This is a genomic window from Citrobacter amalonaticus Y19 (assembly GCF_000981805.1).
Taxonomy (GTDB): Bacteria; Pseudomonadota; Gammaproteobacteria; order Enterobacterales; family Enterobacteriaceae; genus Citrobacter_A; species Citrobacter_A amalonaticus_C.
Genome location: NZ_CP011132.1, coordinates 249625 through 274134, shown reverse-complemented (window position 1 = coordinate 274134; position 24510 = coordinate 249625). Strand labels below are relative to the sequence as shown.

22 protein-coding genes are annotated in these 24510 nt (G+C 51.6%); 16 read left to right on the top strand and 6 right to left on the bottom strand.

Going from position 1 to position 24510, the window contains the following annotated elements; translation table 11 throughout:
• Positions 1-30: 30 nt before the first annotated feature.
• Complete coding sequence (gpt, locus tag F384_RS01225; RefSeq protein ID WP_046475933.1) at positions 31-489, bottom strand: xanthine phosphoribosyltransferase; 459 nt, start codon at positions 487-489, stop codon at positions 31-33.
• A 259-nt stretch (positions 490-748) separates the two neighbouring features.
• Between gpt and pepD the strand changes: the two genes are divergently transcribed.
• On the top strand, positions 749-2206 hold the full coding sequence (gene pepD, locus F384_RS01220) for a cytosol nonspecific dipeptidase (RefSeq protein ID WP_046475932.1): 1458 nt from the start codon (positions 749-751) through the stop codon (positions 2204-2206).
• 135 nt (positions 2207-2341) lie between these two features.
• On the opposite strand, the gene dinB is transcribed toward pepD, so the two are convergent.
• Positions 2342-3397: a DNA polymerase IV gene (dinB, locus tag F384_RS01215; protein WP_046475929.1), complete on the bottom strand. Its 1056-nt coding sequence runs from the start codon at positions 3395-3397 to the stop codon at positions 2342-2344.
• 266 nt (positions 3398-3663) lie between these two features.
• Here dinB and dpaA point away from each other — a divergent pair, with 266 nt between their 5' ends.
• Positions 3664-4404, top strand: a complete 741-nt coding sequence (dpaA, locus tag F384_RS01210; RefSeq protein WP_042324816.1) for a peptidoglycan meso-diaminopimelic acid protein amidase — start codon at positions 3664-3666, stop codon at positions 4402-4404.
• Here dpaA and F384_RS01205 read toward each other — a convergent pair.
• Complete coding sequence (locus F384_RS01205) at positions 4375-5142, bottom strand: class II glutamine amidotransferase (RefSeq protein ID WP_046475925.1); 768 nt, start codon at positions 5140-5142, stop codon at positions 4375-4377. The genes dpaA and F384_RS01205 overlap by 30 nt on opposite strands.
• Positions 5143-5186: 44 nt before the next feature.
• A complete protein-coding gene (gene lpcA, locus F384_RS01200; protein WP_046475922.1) occupies positions 5187-5765 on the bottom strand; it encodes a D-sedoheptulose 7-phosphate isomerase in 579 nt (192 codons plus the stop codon).
• A gap of 239 nt (positions 5766-6004) precedes the next feature.
• Between lpcA and fadE the strand changes: the two genes are divergently transcribed.
• Positions 6005-8449, top strand: a complete 2445-nt coding sequence (fadE, locus tag F384_RS01195) for an acyl-CoA dehydrogenase FadE (RefSeq protein WP_046475919.1) — start codon at positions 6005-6007, stop codon at positions 8447-8449.
• 109 nt (positions 8450-8558) lie between these two features.
• On the top strand, positions 8559-9329 hold the full coding sequence (locus F384_RS01190) for an amidohydrolase (protein ID WP_046475916.1): 771 nt from the start codon (positions 8559-8561) through the stop codon (positions 9327-9329).
• Between the two features lie 34 nt (positions 9330-9363).
• Here the strand turns inward: F384_RS01190 and F384_RS28350 are convergent, their stop codons facing one another.
• Entirely contained in the window at positions 9364-10257 is an 894-nt protein-coding gene (locus F384_RS28350; RefSeq protein WP_162200228.1) for an EamA family transporter, read from the bottom strand.
• Between the two features lie 508 nt (positions 10258-10765).
• On the opposite strand from F384_RS28350, the gene F384_RS01180 reads away from it, so the two are divergent.
• The 9 genes from F384_RS01180 to F384_RS01145 all read left to right on the top strand — a co-directional run bounded on the left by F384_RS01180 (position 10766) and on the right by F384_RS01145 (position 19872).
• A complete protein-coding gene (locus F384_RS01180) occupies positions 10766-11680 on the top strand; it encodes a LysR family transcriptional regulator (RefSeq protein ID WP_046475910.1) in 915 nt (304 codons plus the stop codon).
• Between the two features lie 286 nt (positions 11681-11966).
• Positions 11967-12923, top strand: a complete 957-nt coding sequence (locus tag F384_RS01175; RefSeq protein WP_080949849.1) for a triphosphoribosyl-dephospho-CoA synthase — start codon at positions 11967-11969, stop codon at positions 12921-12923.
• Positions 12920-13045, top strand: coding sequence for a hypothetical protein (locus F384_RS30600; RefSeq protein WP_264371176.1), 126 nt, complete (start codon positions 12920-12922; stop codon positions 13043-13045). The genes F384_RS01175 and F384_RS30600 overlap by 4 nt, the downstream gene beginning before the upstream one ends.
• A 21-nt stretch (positions 13046-13066) precedes the next feature.
• Positions 13067-14293, top strand: a complete 1227-nt coding sequence (gene madB, locus F384_RS01170; RefSeq protein WP_080949848.1) for a Na+-transporting malonate decarboxylase, carboxybiotin decarboxylase subunit — start codon at positions 13067-13069, stop codon at positions 14291-14293.
• Between the two features lie 66 nt (positions 14294-14359).
• The gene (gene mdcA, locus F384_RS01165) at positions 14360-16027 is read left to right on the top strand and encodes a malonate decarboxylase subunit alpha (RefSeq protein WP_046475906.1); all 1668 of its coding nucleotides are present in this window, start codon (positions 14360-14362) and stop codon (positions 16025-16027) included.
• 16 nt (positions 16028-16043) lie between these two features.
• Positions 16044-17321 (top strand): biotin-independent malonate decarboxylase subunit beta, encoded by a 1278-nt coding sequence (locus F384_RS01160; RefSeq protein ID WP_226991622.1) that lies wholly within the window; start codon positions 16044-16046, stop codon positions 17319-17321.
• Between the two features lie 10 nt (positions 17322-17331).
• Positions 17332-18213 (top strand): biotin-independent malonate decarboxylase subunit gamma, encoded by an 882-nt coding sequence (gene mdcE / locus F384_RS01155; RefSeq protein ID WP_046475904.1) that lies wholly within the window; start codon positions 17332-17334, stop codon positions 18211-18213.
• A 120-nt stretch (positions 18214-18333) separates the two neighbouring features.
• Positions 18334-19437 carry an acyl carrier protein gene (locus F384_RS01150; RefSeq protein WP_046475901.1) on the top strand — a complete coding sequence of 368 codons (1104 nt, stop codon included), beginning with the start codon at positions 18334-18336 and terminating at the stop codon, positions 19435-19437.
• A 219-nt stretch (positions 19438-19656) separates the two neighbouring features.
• Positions 19657-19872: an acetyl-CoA carboxylase biotin carboxyl carrier protein subunit gene (locus F384_RS01145; protein WP_046475898.1), complete on the top strand. Its 216-nt coding sequence runs from the start codon at positions 19657-19659 to the stop codon at positions 19870-19872.
• A 177-nt stretch (positions 19873-20049) separates the two neighbouring features.
• On the opposite strand, the gene F384_RS01140 is transcribed toward F384_RS01145, so the two are convergent.
• Positions 20050-21489, bottom strand: coding sequence for an amidase (locus F384_RS01140; protein WP_046475896.1), 1440 nt, complete (start codon positions 21487-21489; stop codon positions 20050-20052).
• Between the two features lie 395 nt (positions 21490-21884).
• Between F384_RS01140 and F384_RS01135 the strand changes: the two genes are divergently transcribed.
• From F384_RS01135 to F384_RS01125, 3 genes are all read left to right on the top strand, one after another.
• Positions 21885-22592, top strand: coding sequence for a DUF5058 family protein (locus F384_RS01135; RefSeq protein WP_046475893.1), 708 nt, complete (start codon positions 21885-21887; stop codon positions 22590-22592).
• A 15-nt stretch (positions 22593-22607) separates the two neighbouring features.
• On the top strand, positions 22608-23276 hold the full coding sequence (locus F384_RS01130) for a hypothetical protein (protein WP_046475890.1): 669 nt from the start codon (positions 22608-22610) through the stop codon (positions 23274-23276).
• Positions 23277-23402: 126 nt separating this feature from the next.
• Complete coding sequence (locus F384_RS01125; protein WP_046475887.1) at positions 23403-24503, top strand: porin; 1101 nt, start codon at positions 23403-23405, stop codon at positions 24501-24503.
• Positions 24504-24510 lie beyond the last annotated feature (7 nt).

Genomic DNA, 24510 nt, shown 5'->3' with positions numbered 1-24510 from the left:
GGCAGTGCCAGGCGTTGAAAAAGTCAGAGATTAGCGGCCAGAAATCGGCGGAACGAAGGTCACGCCCATGTCCCACGGCTGCTCAATCCAGGTATCCTGCGGGATATCAATCACATAATCATCGACTAACGGACGGCCCGCCGGTTTCGCGAAAATGGTGACAAAGTGTGCTTTTGGATACATTTCACGGATAGCCACGGCGGTACCGCCGGTATCCACCAGATCGTCGATGACGATAAAACCTTCACCGTCGCCTTCTGCACGCTTGAGAATGGTCAGCTCACGCTGGTTGTCGTGATCGTAGCTGGAAATGCATACGGTATCGACATGACGAATGCCCAGTTCACGCGCCAGCAATGCGCCCGGCACCAGACCACCACGGCTAACGGCAATAATGCCTTTCCACTGTTCTGAAGGCATCAGGCGGTTTGCCAGCTTGCGTGCATGAATCTGCAGCATGTCCCAGGTGACGACGTATTTTTCGCTCATGTGAAGTGTCCCAGCCTGTTTATCTACGGCTTAAAAAGTGTTCTAGGGGGAAATAGGTTGCGCGAGATTATAGAGATCTGAGCCACCAAAAACCAGTGTTTCGCGGAATCGGGCCCTCTTTTTACGTGCTTTATACTCGCAGCGGGCGCAGAAAGTGGTATTCTCAAGCGCATCTCGCAAGCCAGACTTGTGGTAATAACTAACCTGCTAACCCTGTGACCTGCAAGCTTGTTTGCAGTGCTTTTAAAGGAGACTTATCGTGTCAGAACTGTCTCAACTCTCGCCGCAACCGCTGTGGGATATCTTTGCAAAAATCTGTTCCATTCCTCACCCGTCCTATCATGAAGAGCAACTCGCTGAGCACATCATCGGCTGGGCAAACGAGAAAGGTTTCCACGTCGAGCGCGACCAGGTGGGAAACATTCTGATTCGTAAACCGGCCAGCGCGGGAATGGAAAACCGTAAACCGGTGGTTCTGCAAGCGCACCTGGACATGGTGCCGCAGAAAAACAACGACACTGTGCACGATTTCACTAAAGATCCGATCCAGCCTTATATTGATGGCGAATGGGTGAAAGCGCGTGGCACCACGTTGGGTGCCGATAACGGCATCGGCATGGCGTCCGCACTGGCCGTTCTGGCTGACGACAGCGTCGTTCACGGCCCGCTGGAAGTGCTGCTGACCATGACAGAAGAAGCGGGTATGGACGGTGCATTTGGTCTGCAGGCCAACTGGCTGCAGGCAGACATTCTGATTAACACCGACTCCGAAGAAGAAGGCGAAATCTACATGGGTTGCGCGGGGGGGATCGATTTTACCTCTAACCTGCCGCTGACCCGCGAAGCCGTTCCGGCGGGTTTCCAGACCTTTAAGCTGACCCTGAAAGGGCTGAAAGGGGGTCACTCCGGTGGCGAAATCCACGTCGGTCTTGGCAATGCGAACAAACTGCTGGTTCGTTTCCTGGCCGGTCATGCTGAAGAGCTGGATCTGCGTCTGGTCGATTTCAACGGCGGTACGCTGCGTAACGCGATTCCGCGTGAAGCCTTTGCCACCGTTGCCGTTGCGGCGGATAAAGCCGACGCGCTGAAAGCACAGGTCAACGCTTATCAGGATATCCTGAAAAACGAACTGGCCGAAAAAGAGAAAAACTTGGTGGTTCTGCTGGAGAGCGCGGCGAACGATAAAGCGGCACTGACGGCGCCGTCTCGCGACGGTTTTATTCGTCTGTTGAACGCGACGCCGAACGGTGTGATCCGCAATTCCGACGTCGCAAAAGGCGTGGTTGAAACCTCACTGAACGTGGGTGTCGTCACCATGACCGATGACAATGTCGAAATCCATTGCCTGATCCGTTCGCTGATCGACACCGGTAAAGACTATGTCGTTAGCATGCTGGATTCGCTGGGCAAACTGGCGGGCGCGAAAACCGAAGCCAAAGGAAGCTACCCTGGCTGGCAGCCGGATGCGAACTCGCCGGTGATGCATCTGGTACGCGAAACCTATCAGCGTCTGTTCAACAAGACGCCGAACATCCAGATTATCCACGCGGGTCTGGAGTGCGGTCTGTTTAAAAAACCATACCCGGATATGGATATGGTCTCTATCGGACCAACCATCACCGGTCCGCACTCACCGGATGAGCAGGTCCATATCGAAAGTGTCAGTCATTACTGGCGGCTTCTGACCGAACTGCTGAAAGCGATTCCGACAAAGTAAGTCACGATCGTTATGCTTTAAAACTGCCGGATGGCGGCGCGTTGCGCCTTATCCGGCCTACGAACTGTCAGCAGACTTGTAGGCCGGATAAGTGAAACGCCATCCGGCAGTTTTCATACCCGTTACTCATTACGCTTATAACCCCAGTAATAACTGCCGTTCCAGTTGTGGATCAAGCAGCGTAACGTGCAGCCCCACCAGACGTACGCCCCGCCCTCCCCGGCGTTCGTCCCAGGTTTTACGCGCGGTAGAAATCAGATCGTCTTTATTCAGTCGCGGCCAGACGTGTTCCTGGGTCGTTTGCTGAAAATCATTAAACTTTAGCTTCACCCCCTGACGGGCAATGAGCAGATCGGGGTTCACTTTCGCCAGCCGTCGTTCCAGTTCCGGATATAACCGCTCAATAATCGCTTCACAGTCGGACCACTCATGAATATCTTCCGCCATTGTGCGTTCGACACCAACGGATTTGCGTAAGCGTTCATTATTGACGTCCCGTTCGTCGATGCCCTGACAGCGCTCCCACAGTATCCGACCAAACTTACCAAAGCGCTTGAGTAATGTCGCCAGATCGAACTGCTGCACATCACCGCAGGTACGTAGCCCCATACTTTCCAGCTTTGCCGCAGACACTTTACCGACGCCGGGTATTTTGCCCAGTGACAACGTTTTGAGGAACGCCGGTACATCCTCCGGCGTAATGACATATTGTCCGTTGGGTTTATTCAGATCGGAGGCGATTTTGGCCAGAAACTTCACCGGCGCCACGCCCGCCGAGGCGGTAAGTTGCAGTTCGTTGAAGATAGTCTGGCGGATCTCCTGGGCGATGAGCGTTGCCGAACCATGACAGTGCGTGCTGTCGGTGACATCCAGGTACGCTTCATCCAGAGACAGCGGCTCAATTAACGAGGTGTAGCGCGAAAAGATGTCCTGAATCTGGCGGGAGGCTTCTTTATAGGCTTCGTGGCGACCGGGTAATAACGTGAGGTGTGGGCAGAGCTTCAGCGCCATTCCGGTTGGCATCGCGCTGCGCACACCAAATTTACGGGCGGGATAGTTGGCGGTACTGATGACGCCTCTGCGCTCGCGGCTGCCACCAATCGCAATAGGGATGTCGCGCAGCGCCGGGTTGTCACGCATTTCAACCGCTGCGAAAAAACAGTCCATATCAATATGTATGATTTTACGCATCACTCACCTCCCACATCACTGTTTAAGTATACAGTGTTTTTCTGCAATGGGAAGTCGATGAGAACGCACTAAAGTAAAACGCGACGGATTGCAACAAAAGAAATATCCGAGTTCGTTTTAGTATAAATTGTAAACGCACCACGAGGGGCTTGCGAAAAACTGTCGTGGTGTTAATGTGAGCGCTCCAAATCCAGATTAGTCCGATTTGGGGATCTTATTATTTGCCGTTCTGGCGTGTGCAATCGTTTTATCAAGGAACAAGCAGTATGCGTAAAATCGCATTATTTATTGCGATGCTTTTGATCCCGTGCGTGTCATTCGCTGGCTTGCTGAGTAGCAATAGCTCCACGACGCCGATCAGCAAAGAGTATAAGCAGCAATTGATGGGATCGCCGGTCTATATACAGATCTTCAAGGAAGAGCGCGCGCTCGATCTCTACGTCAAGATGGGCGAACAGTATCAACTTCTCGACAGCTACAAGATTTGTAATTACTCCGGCGGATTAGGTCCAAAACAGCGCCAGGGGGATTTTAAAAGTCCGGAAGGTTTTTATAACGTCCAGCGTAGCCAGCTCAAACCCGATAGCCGCTTTTATAAAGCCATTAATATTGGCTTCCCGAACGCCTATGACCGCGCGCACGGTTACGAAGGCAAATACCTGATGATTCACGGTGCCTGCGTCTCCGTTGGCTGCTATGCCATGACCGACAGCGGTATTGATGAGATTTTCCAGTTTGTCACTGGCGCGCTGGTTTTTGGTCAGTCGAGTGTTCAGGTCAGTATTTATCCCTTCCGCATGACCGACGCCAATATGCAGCGCCACAAGTATTCCTATTACAAAGAGTTCTGGTCGCAGTTAAAGCCGGGATACGATTACTTTGAGCAAACTCGCAAGCCACCGACCGTTTCTGTTGTCGATGGCCGCTATGTCGTCAGCAAGCCGTTGAGTCACGAAGTGGTTCAGCCGCAACTGGCGTCAAACTACGCGCTCCCCGAGACAAAATAATGCCCACTCGCCTGGCATAATCTTTTGCCAGGTTTCGTTTCCTGTCAGCGGTTGCGTCGCAATCACGGTGACCACATCGTTAGGTGTGGTCTCTGAGCTGAAGTCAATTTCCACATCCTGATCCAGTAGCGTCGCCACACCAAACGGCGCGCGGCGGGTTATCCAGAAAAGATTCGTTGAGCAGAATGCCATCACATAGCGGCCATCTGACAACAGCATGTTAAAGACTCCTTTCTCACGCAGTACACCCGCCAGCGTCGCGATATACCTGAACACCGCCGTCATATTGCCCGGCGTGCGCGGGTAGCGCTGAGTGAGTTTGTGCAGCAGCCAGCAGAACGCCTTTTCGCTGTCGGTTTCACCGACCGGGCGAAAATTGCCGGTTTCCAGCGTCTTATAGCCTGAGAGTTGCCCGTTGTGCGCATAGGTCCAGTTACGGCCCCACAGTTCACGCGTGAAGGGATGGGTGTTCTCCAGCGCCACTTCACCCCGGTTCGCCTGGCGAATATGGGCAATCACGGAGCAGGATTTGATCGGGTAGTCCTGTACCAGTTTGGCGATGGGGGAATTAAAGCTGGGTTGCGGATCTTTGAACGTCCGGCAGCCTTTGCCTTCATAGAAGGTGATGCCCCAGCCGTCTTTGTGCGGCCCGGTTCCTCCTCCCCGCTGAACCAGCCCGGTGAAACTAAAGCAGATATCGGTCGGCACATTGGCGCTCATCCCGAGCAGTTCGCACATACATCACCTCCACAACTGCGGGGGCACAAGCCCCCGGCGAAGACTTACTTAACCATCTCTTTTTCGATCAGCTGAATCAGGATATGAATCACTTTAATATGAATTTCCTGAATACGGTCAGCATAGCCGAAATGTGGAACGCGGATTTCGATATCGGCAGTACCGGCCATTTTACCGCCGTCTTTACCGGTCAGAGTGATCACTTTCATCCCTTTCTCGCGCGCTGCGGCGATGGCTTTGATCACGTTACCCGAATTGCCGGAAGTTGAGATGCCTAACAGCACATCACCTTCGCGTCCGACGGCTTCCACATAACGGGAAAAGACGTAGTCGTAACCGAAATCATTGCTGACGCAGGAGAGATGGCTGACGTCGGAAATCGCAATGGCCGGATAGCCAGGACGGTTTTCGCGATAGCGCCCCGTCAGCTCTTCTGCAAAGTGCATGGCGTCACAATGAGAGCCGCCGTTTCCGCAGGACAGTACCTTACCACCCGCTTTAAAACTGTCTGCCAGCAGGACCGCCGCGCGCTGAATAGCGTGAATATTGGCGTCATCTTTTAAAAAATTAGCCAGCGTTTCCGCCGCTTCGTTCAGTTCGTTACGAATAAGATCCTGGTACATGAGGATATCCTTCAGCATGAATGTAAATGACAGGATGCAGTGTACCGGATAGCACTGGCAGCGAGAAGCATAAGCCACATCAATGGCGACGGCTTTTGATTTTTCGTGCCGCAGAAAACAACAACAATGTGAGCTTTGTTGTAATTATTTTGTAAACGCATTGATAAAAGATTTTACATCCACTACAACCATAATATCACAAGTGGTCAGACCTCCTACAAGCAAGGGAGCTTTTCGTTATGATGATTTTGAGTATTCTCGCTACGGTCGTTCTGCTCGGCGCGCTGTTCTATCACCGCGTGAGCTTATTTCTCAGCAGCCTGATTTTGCTCGTCTGGACCGCGGCGCTTGGTGTTGCCGGACTGTGGTCCGTCTGGCTGCTGATTCCACTGGCCATCATCCTCGTGCCGTTCAACTTTACGCCGATGCGTAAGTCGATGATTTCCGCACCGGTATTCCGCGGCTTCCGTAAGGTCATGCCGCCAATGTCACGTACAGAGAAAGAAGCGATTGATGCCGGTACCACCTGGTGGGAAGGCGATCTGTTCCAGGGCAAACCGGACTGGAAAAAACTGCACAACTACCCGCAACCGCGTCTGACCGCCGAAGAGCAGGCGTTCATCGACGGCCCGGTAGAAGAAGCATGCCGCATGGCGAACGATTTTCAGATAACCCATGAGCTGGCCGATCTGCCGCCGGAGCTGTGGGCATTCCTGAAAGAACATCGCTTCTTCGCGATGATCATTAAAAAAGAGTACGGCGGGCTGGAGTTCTCGGCTTACGCCCAGTCTCGCGTCCTGCAAAAATTGTCCGGCGTCTCCGGGATCCTGGCGATCACCGTGGGTGTGCCAAACTCTTTAGGCCCAGGCGAGTTGTTGCAACATTACGGTACGCAAGAGCAGAAAGATCATTACCTGCCCCGCCTGGCGCGCGGTCAGGAGATCCCTTGCTTTGCGCTGACCAGCCCGGAAGCGGGTTCCGATGCGGGCGCCATTCCGGATACCGGTGTTGTCTGCATGGGTGAGTGGCAAGGACAGCAGGTGCTGGGAATGCGCCTGACCTGGAACAAGCGTTATATCACCCTTGCGCCTATCGCTACCGTCCTGGGGCTGGCATTTAAACTTTCCGACCCGGATAAACTGTTGGGCGGCGATGAAGAACTGGGGATCACCTGTGCGTTAATCCCTACCTCAACGCCGGGTGTGGAAATTGGTCGTCGTCACTTCCCGCTGAACGTCCCGTTCCAGAACGGTCCAACGCTCGGTAAAGACGTGTTTGTGCCGATCGATTACATCATCGGCGGCCCGAAAATGGCCGGCCAGGGCTGGCGTATGCTGGTGGAATGTCTGTCGGTGGGTCGCGGCATTACGCTGCCGTCAAACTCTACCGGCGGAGTGAAATCCGTCGCGATGGCGACCGGTGCCTATGCCCATATTCGTCGTCAATTCAAAATCTCCATCGGTAAGATGGAAGGGATCGAAGAACCGCTGGCACGTATTGCCGGTAACGCTTACGTGATGGATGCCGCAGCGTCCCTCATCACCTACGGCATTATGCTGGGCGAGAAACCGGCAGTGCTGTCGGCCATCGTGAAGTATCACTGTACCCATCGTGGTCAGCAGTCGATTATCGACGCGATGGATATTACCGGCGGCAAGGGCATTATGCTCGGCGAAGGTAACTTCCTCGCACGGGCCTACCAGGGCGCACCGATTGCTATCACCGTGGAAGGTGCCAACATCCTGACCCGCAGCATGATGATCTTCGGTCAGGGGGCGATTCGTTGCCATCCGTATGTGCTGGAAGAGATGGCGGCAGCGCAGAACAACGATGTGAATGCGTTCGACAAATTGCTGTTCAAACATATCGGCCACGTTGGCAGCAACAAGATGCGCAGCTTCTGGCTGGGTCTGACGCGCGGCTTGACCAGTCACACGCCTACCCGTGATGCAACGAAGCGTTATTATCAGCACCTTAACCGTCTGAGTGCGAACCTCGCGCTGCTCTCCGATGTTTCAATGGCGGTGCTGGGCGGTAGCCTGAAACGCCGCGAGCGTATCTCCGCCCGTCTGGGTGATGTGTTGAGTCAGTTGTATCTGGCCTCTGCGGTACTGAAGCGTTATGACGATGAAGGCCGCCATGAAGCCGACCTGCCGCTGGTGCACTGGGGCGCTCAGGATGCGCTGTATAAAGCGGAACAGGCGATTGACGATCTGCTGCAAAACTTCCCGAACCGTCTGGTCGCCGGGCTGCTGAAGGTCGTTATCTTCCCGACCGGTCGTCACTATCAGGCCCCGTCGGACAAGCTGGATCACAAAGTCGCGAAGATTTTGCAGGTTCCGAGCGCCACCCGCGATCGCATTGGTCGTGGTCAGTACCTGACGCCGAGCGAGCATAACCCGGTGGGATTACTGGAAGAGGCGCTGCTGGACGTGATGGCTGCCGACCCGATCCACCAGCGTATTTGCAAAGAAATTGGCAAAAACCTGCCGTTCACCCGTCTGGATGCGCTGGCGCAAAACGCCCTGGCAAAAGGCTTAATCGACAAAGAGGAAGCGGCCATTCTGGTCAAGGCGGAAGAAAGCCGTCTGCGCAGCATCAATGTGGATGATTTTGCTCCAGAAGAGCTGGCGACGAAGCCGGTAAAGCTGGCAGAGAAAGTGCGTAAAGTCGAAGCCGCTTAACGCTTACGCATGACCTTTTAGCCTCGCTTCGGCGGGGCTTTTTATCGCCCGCGTTTCCTGAAAGCACGTGCTACAGTGTCAGAATGCTGTTCAACAAGGAGAGCCTACCGTGCCTGGTTTGAAAATTACGCTGCTGCAACAACCGCTGGTCTGGATGGATGGCCCGGCCAATTTGCGCCACTTCGACCGTCAACTGGAAGCCGTGACCGGACGCGACCTGATTGTTTTACCGGAGATGTTCACCACCGGCTTTGCGATGGAAGCCGCCGGGCAGTCGCTCGCGGAAGAAACGCTTATCGCCTGGCTGCGCGATAAAGCGCAACAGACCGATGCGCTGGTGGCCGGAAGTGCCGCCATCTCCAGCGAGCAGGGGGCAGTAAACCGTTTTTTCCTGGTTGAGCCGCACGGAACAGTTCACTTTTCTGACAAACGCCACCTGTTTCGTATGGCGGACGAACATCATCATTACCAGCCAGGCAACCGCCGCGCGATCGTGGAATGGCGCGGATGGCGCATTCTCCCGCTGGTATGTTATGACCTGCGTTTCCCGGTGTGGTCACGCAATCTTAATGATTACGATCTGGCGCTGTATGTCGCCAACTGGCCGGCTCCCCGCTCTCTGCACTGGCAGACACTGCTGGCGGCACGCGCTATCGAAAATCAGGCATATGTTGCCGGGTGCAACCGCGTCGGCACAGACGGTAACGGCCAACATTATCGTGGAGACAGTCGGGTCATCAATCCCCAGGGAGAAGTGATCGCCACGGCGGAAGCCCACCACGCCACGCGCATTGATGCTGAACTGTCGCTGAGCGCGTTGAAAGAGTACCGGGAAACCTTCCCGGCCTGGCAGGATGCCGACCCGTTTATCCTGCGCTGATCCCCTCTTCCTATGGGAACCGGACAAAAAATGTCTACTGCTGTGGGGCGGGTTCGGCGTCAGGTTCCCGGATAAACAGGCTGACAAAGATGATCACCACGCCCACCCATTGCAGCCAGGCGATTTTCTCCCCCAGAATCAACATCGCGACAATGACGGCCATCGGGAGTTCGCAGGCACAAAGAATCGAACTGATGCCACTGCCAATACGCGGAATACCAATCGCAAAGAAAACGATCGGGATGGCGTAACCAAGTACGGCCATTAATCCGCCATACAGCATTGCTGCACCGAATGTTTCTCCTGACAGCGTCCACTCGAGGTCCGGTAATATCAATACCAGCGTCGAGGCTAAACACCCCACCATGATATAGAACGTGCGCTGCGACCAGTGCGCATCAGAGACGACATGCGCATTGAAAAAGAGGAAAAATGAATAACAAATTGCGCAAAGAAGGCCGAATGCCACACCACTCCAGGTGAGATAAAAATGATCAAAGTCGCTAAGTACCCCCGCCGCCAGCACCGTTGCAGATAATATCAGCGCAATCATCAACCAGCGACGCCCGCCAGGCCACTGTTTGCGGTACACCGCGTCCAGAAGCACACCTATCCAGACGAACTGGAACTGCAGGACAACGGCGACCGATGCCGGTAGACACTCCACCGTTTTCGTAAACGTCCAGGCCGTCAGCCCCATGGTTAATCCCACGAGGAAAAGTCGAATGCGTTTTGTCTTGCTGATCGAATATTGCCGAAACGAAACCAGGATGATGGCAAAAATCACAAAACTGATGCTGACCGATGCGAACATTAAATGACTCAGGCTTACCCCTGCGGATAATCCAAGTTTTATCATCGTGGGCAACATGCCTGTCGTCATTGCCCCCACTGCCACCATCACACTGTATTTGGCTTTATTTGACATGAGATCACTCGTCAATGGGATTAACAGTTGTATCATTCTGTCGAACAGAGTTGTCGTAGAGAAAAATGTTCCGCTACCCGTTTTCATTATCCGCGTAACGCGCGAATTTTCTGAATTTTCGTTTTCCTGCGCAGACATAAGGTAATATATGGCACTCCCCCTTCAGGCACCAGACCTGTGATATTCGCATTCATTACCTGTAATGTAATGAAGTAACCTAAAAGCTATTCAAATAAACTCTGCGTTATCTTTCAGAATGCTATAGGATTTTGTTATCGTCCTTTCACCAGGATGAAACACATTATCAACAGTATTATTTCTGGATGTCCTCCACTTTTCAAAAATGCGACCAGGATTATTAGAAAGTGAACGTTAATTTCTCATAAAATAACTTACGTGCAGCACTTCACAAAAATACATATCCTTAGTCTGAACGACCTCATGAGATGATATATGTAATGGTAAAACGCATGTAATGGCAGAATTCATCAGCAGAAGGAAACCAGTTATGTTTAATGGGATCACTTTAAGAAAATTAGAGATTTTTCTTTCTTACATGCAAAACCGGAATGTGACGAAGACCGCTGAAACACTCAATATCAGTAAAGTCAGCGTTCACCGCACGCTTCATGCGCTGGAAGAAGACCTGCGCTGTGCCCTTTTTATTCACCAGGGCCGATCGCTGTTCCCGCTCGACAGTGCGAATGTGCTTGAGGAGCAATCCACCCTTCTGCTGGAACAGTTTCAACGCTGTGTTCGTCTTACACAGGCTGCCTCGAAGGAAAAGTCCAGTAAGTTAAAAATTGGCATGCTGTATTCTCTGTCTCTCGAAACCATCCCTCATTTAATCATGGGGCTAAAACAACGAAGACCTAATCTTGATGTCGAACTCTTAATGGCGTCGAACCAAAAGTTATTAGGCTTACTCAATACCCAAATGGTTGATGCTATTTTAATTTCCGTTCCGGAACACTACGATACGGCAAGATTTGAAACCTTACCGATTTTTGATGATGATATTTTTCTTGCCACGCCGGTTGATGTTCCTGCGCCACCCCAGGTTCCTGTCGATTTAACGCTGTACAGCAATCAAAAATTTATCAGCCTTACCGAAGGTTTTGCCACCTACAATGGTTTTCAGGAGGCGTTTAAAATCGCTGGCTTCAAACCTGACGTTATTGTTCAGGTTCAGGATGTCTTCTCGCTGATGAGTCTTATCAGCTCCAACATGGGTTGCGGTCTGTTGCCGGGGAGAATGAGAAGTTTATTCTCTGATAAAGTCAGACTGTTGCCCCTGGAAACGCGTTTTCAGATGAAGCAGCATATCGCATTAGTGTTCCCCCGTAATAGTGAATACAACCTGTTACCCTTAATTGCAGAATGCCGGATGTACTCCCGCAGCTATAATAAAAAACAGAGTTAGACTCCCCCCCCTTAAAAAATAACGGCACTATTATTGGGATGCGATAATGCCCGGATAGCGCCGCCTTCTGCCTTTTTTTCCACTCATTACCTTTTACGTAACGATAGAACCCGGTGTGTAATTGACTGTGTTTACCACAGATTTATACTGATTTTTAAATACAGTACCTTTTTCAATTATTCTAATTCTTAACGTATTCATCGCATCGTAAACGGCAAATGACCGATTGTGGTGTTCGCCTGGTATTGGAAAAAATCAGAATAAACGTTCTTAAAGGAAGAGAATAATGCAGGCACTCACGAACGTCACTCAGATAACCTTTTCGCCATCATTGCCTGATGACAGAACCATTAACTATTTTCAGTCTCAGCCAGCGATTGTGGGTGAAGTGCTGCTGCAAGCCATCTTGCTTGAGGTTTGCAGTTTCCCAAAACCAGGACTGGTCACCCCGGTATCAACCGGCTCGCACAGCGATATGAATCTGCAGACCTTTCTGCTCAGTTCTTCTGCGATTGCGCCCTGTTTCACGCTGTGCGCCGAGGTCGGGTTCACGCATCGCAAACCTTTGTCACGACTGTTAAAAAAGATTAGACCGATTGGTATTGATTACGAGAATCGCCTGCTTGAAGTAACCCGGGGAATCAACACACAGCGCGGGATCCTGTTTTCTGGCTCTGTTCTTGCCTGCGCGGCAGGTTATTTATCTGGCCTGAATCAACCCATTAATAGCATGTCACTAACCCATTGCATCCGCCAACTCTGCCAGGGGTTATGCGAATCTGATTTTGCTGTTTTGAAAACCCGTCCAGCGCAGACGGCCGGTGAGATCTTGTTTACGAAATACGGCGTTACCGGGATCCGCGGCGAGGCTGAACAGGGCTTCCCCACGATCGTTCAGATTGGCTATCCGGCGCTAATCGCGGCGTTCAATAAGAGACTGCCTTTACGTCATGCGTTAGTCGATTGTCTCCTGATGCTGATGACACAGTGTGAAGACACGAACGTATTGTGGCGAACCGGGCCGCAACAACTGGCTGAACTGAAACTCCGCGCGTCAGACATTGTTCATCGCGGCGGGATTAGCGCTCCAGGAGGTGAGGCGCGTATTCACCAGCTTAACGAATGGTGCTGTCAGCACAGAATTAGCCCTGGCGGTTCAGCGGATCTGTTAGCCCTGAGCATCGCAATGTATCTGCTATGCCATTCACATTTTCCCACCGACGTTACCCAGGAGAGAATATGAGCATTTATCAATATGCGTTGATTTGTTATTGCATCACTATCGCCATTTCATTTGCCGTTATGGGGATCGTCGTTGGATTAAACAAAGCCATGAATAAATTAAATATTCGTGATGACGACTAATAATAAAATAAGGAATTAATCATGGAGATATTATTACGCCTCTTCTCGGGCATCGGGACTTTTTTTACTGAAGATCCGCTGATCGCCCTGGTCCGTTTCCTGCTCATTGTGTGCGGTTTCGCCCTCGCTTATCTCGGCTTTAAACGGAAGCTGGATCCGTTAATTATGGTACCCATGGGTCTGGGAATGATCGCCATTAACGCTGGCGTGTTATTTCTGAATAATGGCTCCATCGGCACCATCATGCTGGATCCCATGGTCAGTGAAACCAACGAATTAATGTCGTTGATGCAGGTGAACTTCCTGCAACCCATTTACGCCCTGACATTCAGTAATGGTCTGATAGGCTGTTTAATTTATCTTGGCATCGGCACGATGAGTGATGTCAGTTTTCTGCTTGCCAGACCCTGGGCCAGCATTATCGTCGCGCTGTTTGCCGAACTCGGTACGTTTGTCATGCTGGTTATCGGCTATCAGTTCTTTGGTCTGCCGCTCAATGAAGCCGCAGCTATCGCCACTATCGGCGGCGCAGATGGTCCATTAGTGATGTTCTCGGCACTGATTATGTCACCGAATCTGTTTGTTCCCATTGCGATTATCGCCTATTTGTACCTGACGCTGGCCTACGCCGGTTTCCCTTATCTGGTTCGCCTGATGGTGCCGAAAAAATTCCGCGGCGTTGAGACGGAAATGGAATACCCGCAGGTGTCCAAAAAGGCGAAATTCATTTTCATCATCTCCATGTGTACCCTGCTCTGTTTGTTGCTGCCGGCGGCCGCGCCATTACTGCTGTCATTCTTCGTCGGGATGGCGATTAAAGAGGCGGATATTCTCCCGTATCACAAGCTGCTGGAAAGTACGATCACCTACAGCGCCACCTTCTTCCTGAGTCTTCTGTTGGGAACATTGTGCAGTGCGCAGACCCTGATGGATCCGAAGGTTGGCATTATTCTGGTGCTGGGTATCGGCGCACTGGTTATTTCGGGCATTGGCGCATTAGCCGGCGGCTGGTTTATTTATTTCCTGTCACGTCGCAAGAATTACAGCTATAACCCGGTGGTCGGTATTTCTGGCGTCTCTTGTATGCCAACCTGCGCCAAAATTGCGCAGTATGAAGTCACAGCGGAAAACCCCTACAGCGTTATTTTACCGGTTGCCATAGGCACAACGATCAGCGGAATTATTGTCTCCGCCGTCGCTGCCGGGATATTTATGACCACATTCTCCGTGGTCACTATTTTACCGTAACGGTTTTTATCAATATCCAACGACCTGATTAATCAATGAGACTATTTATATACTGGAGATATTGGTATGTCTGAAGTAAAAAAATGGAATACATTACAGGAAGACACCCGGCAGCGTATGGCGCAAATACAGTCGCTATTCAAACAAGGGAAAGAAATTGATGCGGCGGACACCGTTACATTGCTGGAAGGCGTTATCCGTGCAGGCGACAGAATTAACATTGAAGGGAACAACCAGAAACAGGCTGATTTTCTGGCCGAAGCATTGTGCAAGGTTGATAAAGAAAAAATAAATCATCTGCATATGGTGCAATCCGCCGTTCCTCTGGCCGCGCATCTGGAACTCTTTGAACGCGGGATCGCCGAGAAACTCGACTTTGCTTACGCGGGGCCGCAATCAGAGCATCTCGCCACCGCCATTCGGGAAGGTAAGATCAAGCTCGGCGCTATTCATACGTACCTGGAACTGTTTGCTCGCTACTTTATCGATTTGTCCCCGCGCGTCTCGCTGGTCACGGCGTATGAGGCCGATCGCGAAGGCAATCTGTACACCGGTTTTAATACGGAAGATACCCCTGCCATCGTTGAAGCGACGAAATTTCGTCAGGGCATCGTCATTGCCCAGGCGAATAAGATCGTCGACAAAGTCCCGCGCGTGGATATTCCCGGCGACTGGGTTGATGTGGTGATTGAGTCGCCGCGCCCTTTTTATATCGAGCCGCTGTTTACCCGCGATCCGGCATTAATTACCGACACGCATGTCCTGATGGCAATGATGGCGCTGAAGGGGATTTATGCCGAATATGGCGTCAAACGCATCAACCACGGCATTGGTTTTTTCACTGCCGCCATTGAGCTTTTACTTCCCACCTATGGCGAGGAGTTGGGGTTAAAGGGAAAAGTCTGTACCCACATGGTGCTGAACCCTCATCCGACGCTGATCCCGGCGATAGAAAGCGGCTGGCTTGAGGCGATCCATTGCTTCGGCGGCGAGCTGGGCATGGAAAATTACGTGAGCCAGCGTCCGGACATTTTCGCCATCGGGCCCGATGGCACGCTGCGTTCCAACCGGGCCTTTGCCCAGACGGCCGGACATTACGCCCTCGATATGTTCATCGGCGGCACGCTGCAAATCGACAAATACGGCAACAGCAGCACCGCGACGGCAGACAGGGTCGCGGGCTTTGGCGGCGCGCCCAATATGGGATGCGACGCCAAAGGACGCCGTCATACCACAGAAGCCTGGCTGAAGTGCGGTGAGGAGTTCGCGGCCACCCAGCAAGAATTACTGGGTGATATGCCGCGCGGCAAGCGCCTGGTCGTGCAGATTCAGGAAACCTTCCGGGAAAAAAGGGCACCGGCGTTTGTCGATCGCCTCGACGCCTGGCAACTGGCAGAAAATGCCAACCTGCCGTTACCGCCGGTGATGGTTTACGCCGATGATGTCACGCATATCCTCAGCGAAGAAGGCATTGCCTATCTGCATCGCTGTGTCGGTCAGGAGCAGCGGATGGCGGCCATTCGCGCCGTTGCCGGTTACACCGAACTCGGTCTGCAGGCGGATCCCGCCGAAACGGCCCGGTTGCGCGAACTTGGGTTGGTCAAAACGCCGGAAGATCTGGGTATCGACCGTCGACGCGCGAACCGTTCGCTGCTGGCAGCCAAAAATATCAAGGAATTGATGGACTGGTCAGGTGGCTTGTACAACCCACCATCACGGTTCCGTAACTGGTAATTCAGGAGAAGAAGAAATGGCGTTAAACCGACTGAATATGTGGTGTAGTGCGGCGACTCCGCGCCCGTTATCCCGGCCAATGGTGCACTTTGGCGTCGTGGGATCCGGCGATCTGGAGGTACTGATTGAGAGCCAGAGCCTGAATGGCAAAGCGAACATCTGCATCAACACCCCCATCACCGGGTTCGATGATATCTGGCGTCGGGTTATGACACGTTTTATCGACGAGAGCCAACTGGGTGACGTGCTCATCAGCATTAATGACAATAACGCACCACCCGCCGTCGTCGCCCTGCGTTTACAACAGGCGCTGGCTGAACTGGAGCCGGCGAACGATTCCTCCGGCGCAAAAAGCTATCTCGAAGCTAATGCCCGCACCCGGGCTTACGGCTTAGTCGACGAGGGGACTTTTACCGAATTCGCCGGTCCGGCGGACAGATGTACCAGCCCGCATCTTCCGGTGCTGGGCGAGGCTATTGAATTTGATGACGGCATCGTGACCGGCATTGGACTACTAGGTCGTCGCCCGACCCTCGTTATCTCCCAGGAAGGCCGCTTTATCGGTGGTTCGATTGGCGAAGTGGGCGGTGCCAAAATGGCCGGCGCGTTGAAGCTGGCGCTTGAGCTGTACCAGCGGTTAAGCCACAACGGTGCGCCACCGCAAGCTGAAAAATGTCCCCTGGTGCTGATCTCTTTTGAAACCGGCGGCGTGCGGTTGCATGAGGCGAACGCGGGTTTGCTGGCCCACGCCGAGGTGATGGATTTGCTTCAGGATCTTCGCCATAAAATCCCTGTCGTGGCACTGGTGGGCAGTAAGCTGGGATGTTTCGGCGGCATGGGTTTCGTTGCCGCCGCCACCGATGTCATCGTCATGAGCCAGTTCAGCCGCATTGGGCTAACCGGCCCGGAAGTCATTGAGCAGGAAATGGGGCGCGACGAATTTGACGCTTCCGATCGCGCCCTGGTGTTCCGCACTACCGGTGGGAAACATAAATACATCATGGGCGACTGTAATTTCCTTGTTGAAGACAGCATTGACGCGTTCCGCGCCCAGGTGCAGAAGATTGCCGGAATGACCATAGCGGAGATCGAAGCATTAAGACGGATCGGTAGCCCTGAACTGGTTTCAAGGCAGATGGCCACAGTCGCGGCGGTCAGCGAACTCCAGCCAACGGATTCGGTGGATGTCTGGCGGGCGGCTGGCAATGAACCCGCGCAGGCACTGGTGGATATGCCGCTGGCAGAATTTTTAGCCACGACCCAACGTTTCACCCCTTCTACATCCGATCGCTAAGGAGAAAACAATGGAGACTTTAATGGGTCAGGGACGCGCCGCTATCGACATGCTGGTCGATCCCGACAGTTTTCAGGAAAATCAGTTACCGGCGTTTACCCTCCCTTGCGAAGACTACGGTCCTGGTGCAGTGGTGGGTTCTGCGCAACTGGGGGGACGCACCTGCACGGTCATCGCCAATGACGCAATGGCTTTCAATCCGCGCTTTCCGGTGGTCTACGCTGGCATTATCGGTCTGGAAGAAGCCTATAAAATGGCCCGCGCCGTGTATTGCTCGATTGCCGCCGACGCCAACAAGCCCATCGCTGACAAACGGACATTGTTGCTGATCGTCGATACCCCGGGGAACGGGCCGGGAAAAGTCGAAGAAATTATTGGTATGAATAAGGCGACAGGGGCTTATCAACTGGCACTGGCTGAGGCCCGCAAAGCGGGACATCCCGTCATTGCGCTGGTGATCGGTCGCGCCATCAGTGGTGCATTCCTGTGCCACGGCTTACAGGCGGATCGCATTCTGAGCCTCAGCAGCAAATTCAACACGATGATCCACGTTATGCCGCTGACCAGTATTGCGCGCATCACCCGGCAAAGTCTTGAGCGGCTAAGCGAGTTAGCGACCAGTAACCCGGTGTTTGCCGCAGGTCCGCAGTTCTTTTACCACCTCGGCGGTATAGAACAGCAGATCGATGAACTCGACCAGATGCGCGATGCGTTGCTTCAGCACATGACAGAAATTCGGGCGTTAAAATGTGAGGGACAACAACACCTGCTTGGCCCTGAAGGTCGCGGAAGACTCGGTTTCCATCGCGGGGGACGTAAGATTCGAACTGCGGTACAAGCGTTGATGCAGCAGCAGTTCGAGGATGTCGTGGAGCGCTATATCCAGGCGTAAAGCCTGACGGTTTCGCACCACGGGAAATGAGTAAGGTCTTCGGGGGAATGCGTCAGCCGTGTTCCCCCGGGGTAACGCAGGATTCACGAGTTGTCGGTTCACGCCGTAGGGAGGTTGCGGATGCAGGATAAACTCAGGATGCTGGAAATGATGGTACAGGAGATCAGCACTGTACCCACGCTTGCGCAGATGCCTCAGCGAACCTTAGGTAGCAAGGGCATCGACGGTCCCACCAGCGCGCACGTGATTGAACAGATCCATACGCCGTTGAACCTGGCCTGTGTGACCTTTACCACCGGCTCCAGCGCATTTCAGAACATTGTCGGCATCACCCATGAAGAGATGCCACAGCGGATTGCGGCAGGCTGCAAAGCACTTCAGCTTGCGGGCATTATGCCTGGCGAGCGGATGCTGGTGACCTATCCCCCGCTGCTCAACGTCTTTACGCCGGATTCACTGGTTGAAGCAGGGGTTAGCCACAGCTTTTTGTTGCGCTCCTGCCAGGATGCGCTGCTGCTGGCGCTGATCAAAGAAAATTACCAGGTCGTACTGGGAGAGTCTTCGTTTCTGCGCGCCACGCTAAAGCAGGCAAAAACGATGGATCTCGCCGGGTTATTGCCTGAAAAACTGTGCCTGCTTACTGCCGGAACCCCTCTGGATCCTGAATTACTGGAACTCGCCAGCGAGTTTAATTTTACCGTCCACGATCTCTATGGCAGTCAGGAATTTGGTTGGTTGACGCTGGATGGCCAGTTTCTGCGCGATGATCTGAGCCTGGTGACGTCTCCTTACGGTCAGGATTATGTCGAGATGATCGTGGGGGGATTACCGACTGGCGATAGCTTCCCGGTCAGTCCTCAGGGACATATCTGCAACAGGCAGGGAAAATTACTGACGTATAAAAGACAACGTACACAGCCAAATTATGAAGTGGTGATAGCAGCCACCCCGAACCATTCGCGCGAACTGATGGAAAGAACCGCGCGTACGCTGCTTCGCATTAAGGGATGCATTGTTAAAGTCGCCACTCATCTGGTGCTAACCGCCGATGTCACCGAATTAAAACTGGTGCCCGGCCAGCCACCGGATGAAACACCGGCACCGGTGTGCGTCGCGACGATTCGCGGTCCGGTTGCCACTGGACTGTTTGATACACTGGTACAGGCGCAACTCAATTATGAAAGGCAATCCAAGAGCGATCCGGCGTGGCTGAAACGCCGCTAGCAATTCTGTTGCCAGGGTTAATAAATGCAGGTCGCAATATCGTTACCTTTTAGGTAACCAAACATCATTTATGTTGGCGAAAACCAGGCCGTCAGTCATTGAAATTATTCTTTGAACAGGTAATTATCATCGTAACGATAATAATAAATCGTTTTCAGAATACCAGGTTTTTTGCCTCGTAAATCATTTAATTATTTCTTATAAAAAAAGGATGTCGTTATGTCTGAAATGAAATCAAAAGTACCTGGCATTGTTGAAGAAATCCTGTGTGCTGTGGGTGATAACGTTGCCAAAGGTCAACAGGTTCTGGTCATGGAAGCCATGAAAATGAAAATGCCTATCCCTGCACATGAAGCCGGCACTATTAAATCTATTTCGGTGAACGTGGGTGACCGTGTTAACCCGGGCTCGCCATTATTTGAAATTGAACCATAACATTTAAGCCACGCCACTTTTCTCACACGCCACTGTTTTCAGTGGCGTCACTTTTTATTCCGCCATTTCCTGTCTGTTTCCCCTGCCTGACTTTATTTCTGATTGTGATATTCATTACTTTATTCAGTGCGAAAAAAACCGGGATACGCATCCCGGTAAAAGGCAAATGTTCAATAATTACGGCTGCAGCAGCTTCGGCCGATAATCCAGATTCCAGCGTGTTTCTTGTTCGTAGATCTGACCAATGCTCAACACTTCCATATCATGGGCATGAGGGCCAATCAGTTGCATCCCCATCGGTAATCCCTGGGCATTGAAGCCGACAGGAACGCTAAGAGATGGACTGCCAATCAGGGTTGCAGGCACCACCACTTCCATATAGCGGTGATACGTATCCATTTGTTTTCCTGCCACTTCCTGCGGTGAGTGTTGAGAAGGATCGAAGGGGAAGATTTGCGCCGTCGGCAGAACAACAATGTCATATTCCGCGAACAGCTTATTGAACGCCTGGTAGATAGTGCTACGCTGCACGGAGGCGAGGTAGGCATCGCGAGCCGTCAATTCCAGTCCACCCTCAACTTCCCAGACCGCCTGCGGTTTCAGCAACGCGCGGGTTTCAGGTTTGTCATACAGTGGACGTAAACCGTTAGAGACAATCCAGTGACGCCAGACCAGCCAGGTCTCCCACATCTGTTCAGCCGTGACATCCAGTTTTACAGGTTCGACGCTGTGACCCAGTTTCTCAAAGACTTTTAAGGCGTTTTCGCAAAGGCTCAGAACGCCCTCTTCCATCGGCAGCGCGCCGTTTAAATCGGCAAGCCAGCCAATGCGCAGTTTGCGCTCGGGCGGGGTGAATGGTGCCAGGGGTTGACCTAGCGACAATGGAACTCGCGCATCATAGCCCGACTGGGTTTGCAGCAAACGAGCCGTATCCGCGATGTTACGTCCCATTGGCCCTTCAAGCCCCAGCTGGCTTACAAAAACCTCTGGTGTCGGCCCAAAGGGTACGCGTCCCTGACTCGGTCTGAAACCAATGATGTTGTTCCAGGCCGCAGGGTTACGCAGCGACCCCATCATGTCGCTGCCGTCCGCCACCGGCAGCATCTGCAATGCCAGCGCAACCGCCGCACCGCCGCTGCTGCCCCCCGATGATTTCGTCTGATCCCAGGCGTTCCAGGTGGTGCCAAAAACATTATTTATCGTGTTCGAACCCAGCCCAAACTCCGGCGTGTTAGTTTTACCGATAAAAATGGCCCCTTTGTTTCTGATGCGTTCAACCATGACTGAATCATTAGGCGCGATGAAATCCTTAAAAATGGGAGAACCGTTTGTCAGAGCAATCCCTTTTACCGCAGATAAATCCTTAACGGCGTGAGGAAAACCGTGCATCCACCCCATATACTGACCATTGGCCAGTTGTTTATCCTTATTTCTGGCCTGCTCCACTAAATCATCCCTGTCCTGCAAGGAGACAATGGCATTGACTTTTGGGTTAAGAACTTCAATTTTATCCAAATAAGCATTCATGACTTCAACACATGATACCTCCCTGGATTTGATGCTGTCGGAAAGCGCCAGGGCGCTCATTTCCGTAATCGGATTATTGATTTTATTCATGTTGCCCTCTGAAATTGATTTTTCCTACAAACGCATTCGCGTTTATTTAAGAACAGCCATACAACTCCATTTGTTGAAGCAGGGTAAGTTGTAGGACAACATTTATTATCAAATTAATCTCATGACGTATTGTGACTGATCTCAACATTAGCATCATGATATTTTCCATCCCGTTACTTTAAATGTAACGCCATTACCTTAAAAGCAACGTTGTAATATTTGTGATTCTCATAACATTTTAGGTAAGTTCGTTTCGATATACATTAAATGACATTTTAAGAACAAATGCCAGCCCCTGGCAAAAGCGAATGTATTTAACGTTCTATATACATTTATCGTAATTTTCTCACTCGTAAATCATTTCACCGGTGATGTAAATAAAGGAGTGTTCGTGAATGAAGATTGATGAAGCCGACATCATTGCTATCGTTAATGATCCGATACTTTGGTGGATCGCAATGCCCCTGGGCGCCATTATCCTGGTAATGGCTTCGTTATATATCAGATTGTCTTATAAAAACGCATCAAGCGTAGGTTTAACACAGGCCCAATGTACCAAAGGTCTCAGAAGCGGAATTTTCAGTTCCATTGGCCCTTCAATCTCGGTTTTCGTCGTCGTGTTCAGTATGACCGCAATTATCGGCGGTCCTTTAACCTGGATGCGCTTCGTCGGAATTGGGGCGGCGCCGGTCGAACTGGCAGCCATCAACCTGGGCGCTGAAACCTATGGTGCGCCGGTCGGTTCAGAAAATTATAACTTAACCGCAATGGTCTCCGGACTTTACACCGCAATCATCAACAGCTGCGGCTGGATTGTCGTCGGATACTTCTTCATCCACCGGATGGAAAAAGTCAGAGAAAAAATGGGCGGAGGTGACAAAGTCTGGCTGGGGCTTATCTCCGTCACGGCGATGCTGGGACTGTTCGGCTTTCTCTCAACCCCTTTCATCCTCGCCATGAACGATAAAACGGTGGCATGCCTTGCCGGTTTCTTCGCAATGGGCGGGCTGGCGATCCTCGGCAAAAAGGTAAGCTGGCTTAAAGAGTATGCCTTAGGTATTGCACTTATCATTGGCATGGTCGCGGCCAGCCTTTATTCATAACGAAGGACATAAACGATGCAACAGACTAATGATGGTCTCAACTGGACGGCAACATCGATAAGAATAGGACGGATCTGCTTCCTTCTGGCAACGATAACCAGCTTTGCGCCGCTCTTTTACTTTTACATCATGTATGACGTTTATCCCCCTCTGGAGGTCGCATTAACTTCCTGGCTGTCGATTGCGATGGTATTTGGCGCATTCTATTTTGTTGAACCTTTTTCCTATTATCCCATTCTGGGATTGACAGGCAGTTATCTGGGGATTCTGTCAGGCAATATTTCTAACGTTCGACTCCCGGCCTCGGCAGCGGCCCAAATGGCCGTCGGTGTAGAAAATGGTTCTAAGCAGGCGGAAATTATCTCCACGCTGGGTATCGCTGGCTCGATTTTTACCAACCTGTTCTTTTTGACCCTTGCCGTTTTAATGGGGGACTGGATATTGTCCGTTTCGCCGCCAGCACTGATTGCTGCGGTTAAAAACTATATTCTGCCGACTATTTTCGGTTGTCTGTACGGGCAGTTTACCGTGATGAAACCGAGGATCGCGCTGTATGCATTACCGGTCACCGCGATTGTCTATATCTTGTTCCCGACCCTGCCAGCCTATGTTTACATTATTGTAGCCATATTCGGCAACATGTTGTTAACCCGAGTGCTTTATAAGAAAAATATTGTTAAGTAATGCCGTGCCGTAAAACATGTGCCTGATAATTATTAGCGCACTATTATAATAGCGACCTTTTTTAAATTACAGAAACGAAGCAATCACAACACATTATTTGTCGCATTATTTTGCGAGGGACTCTCTATGTTTAAAAAACTTGCACTCCTTCTTTCATCCCTGATGATTGTACCTGCCAGCGCCGTTGAGATATATAACAAAGACGGTAACCGACTGGGGGTTTATGGGAAAATTCAGGCTTCGCATCTAATTTCTGATTATGCGAACGAAAATGGTGATAATACCTACGTCCGATTCGGTTTGCGTGGCGAAACTCAAATTTCCCCGCAACTCACCGGATATGGCAATTTCCAGATGCAGTTCCAGGCCAATAAATATGAAGGGGAAGATAAACATTCCTGGACGCGCCTGGCCTTTGCTGGCCTTAATTATTCGACATTAGGTTCTCTGGACTATGGTCGCAACTGGGGGGTTATGTACGACCTCGGTGCCTGGACCGATGTTTTACCTGAATTTGGTGCCGCCACGATTTTCCATACTGATACCTATATGTCACAACGCGCCACAAACCTGGCAACATGGCGTAACCGGGATTTCTTCGGTCTGGTTGATGGGCTCGATGTTGCCCTGCAATACCAGGGTAAAAATAGCGGTACCGAAGGTGAAAACACGACCAATAATAGCCGTATTCTCCAGAAACAAAACGGCGATGGTTACGGGATGTCGATGACCTATGATTTTGATTTCGGTTTGTCACTGGGCGGCGTCTATACGCATGCAAACAGAACCGGGGAACAACGACATTATGGCAACCATGTGGCGACCGGCCCTTATGCCGAATCGTTTGTGGTCAGCGCAAAATACCGTTTAGATGGGCTTTATCTGGCCGCGCTGTACGGTGAAACCTCGAATATGACTTCCTTTGGTAGCGGGGTAAATATCGCAAATAAGGTGCAGGCTACAGAACTGGTCGCCAAATATCGCTTCAGTAACGGGTTTGAACCTTCTGTCGGTTACCTGCAGAGTAAAGGAAAAGATTTGAGCGGCTATCGCGGGGATCACGATCTTCTGCAGTTTATCAACCTGGGCGCAATGTATTATTTCAATGATACGCTTGCCGCCTATGCAAACTATAAAATCAATTTACTCGACCGGGATGACTTTACGACGGCGACCAAACTGAACACCGACGATACCATCGTGTTCGGCTTTGTTTACCAGCTCTAATCCCTTT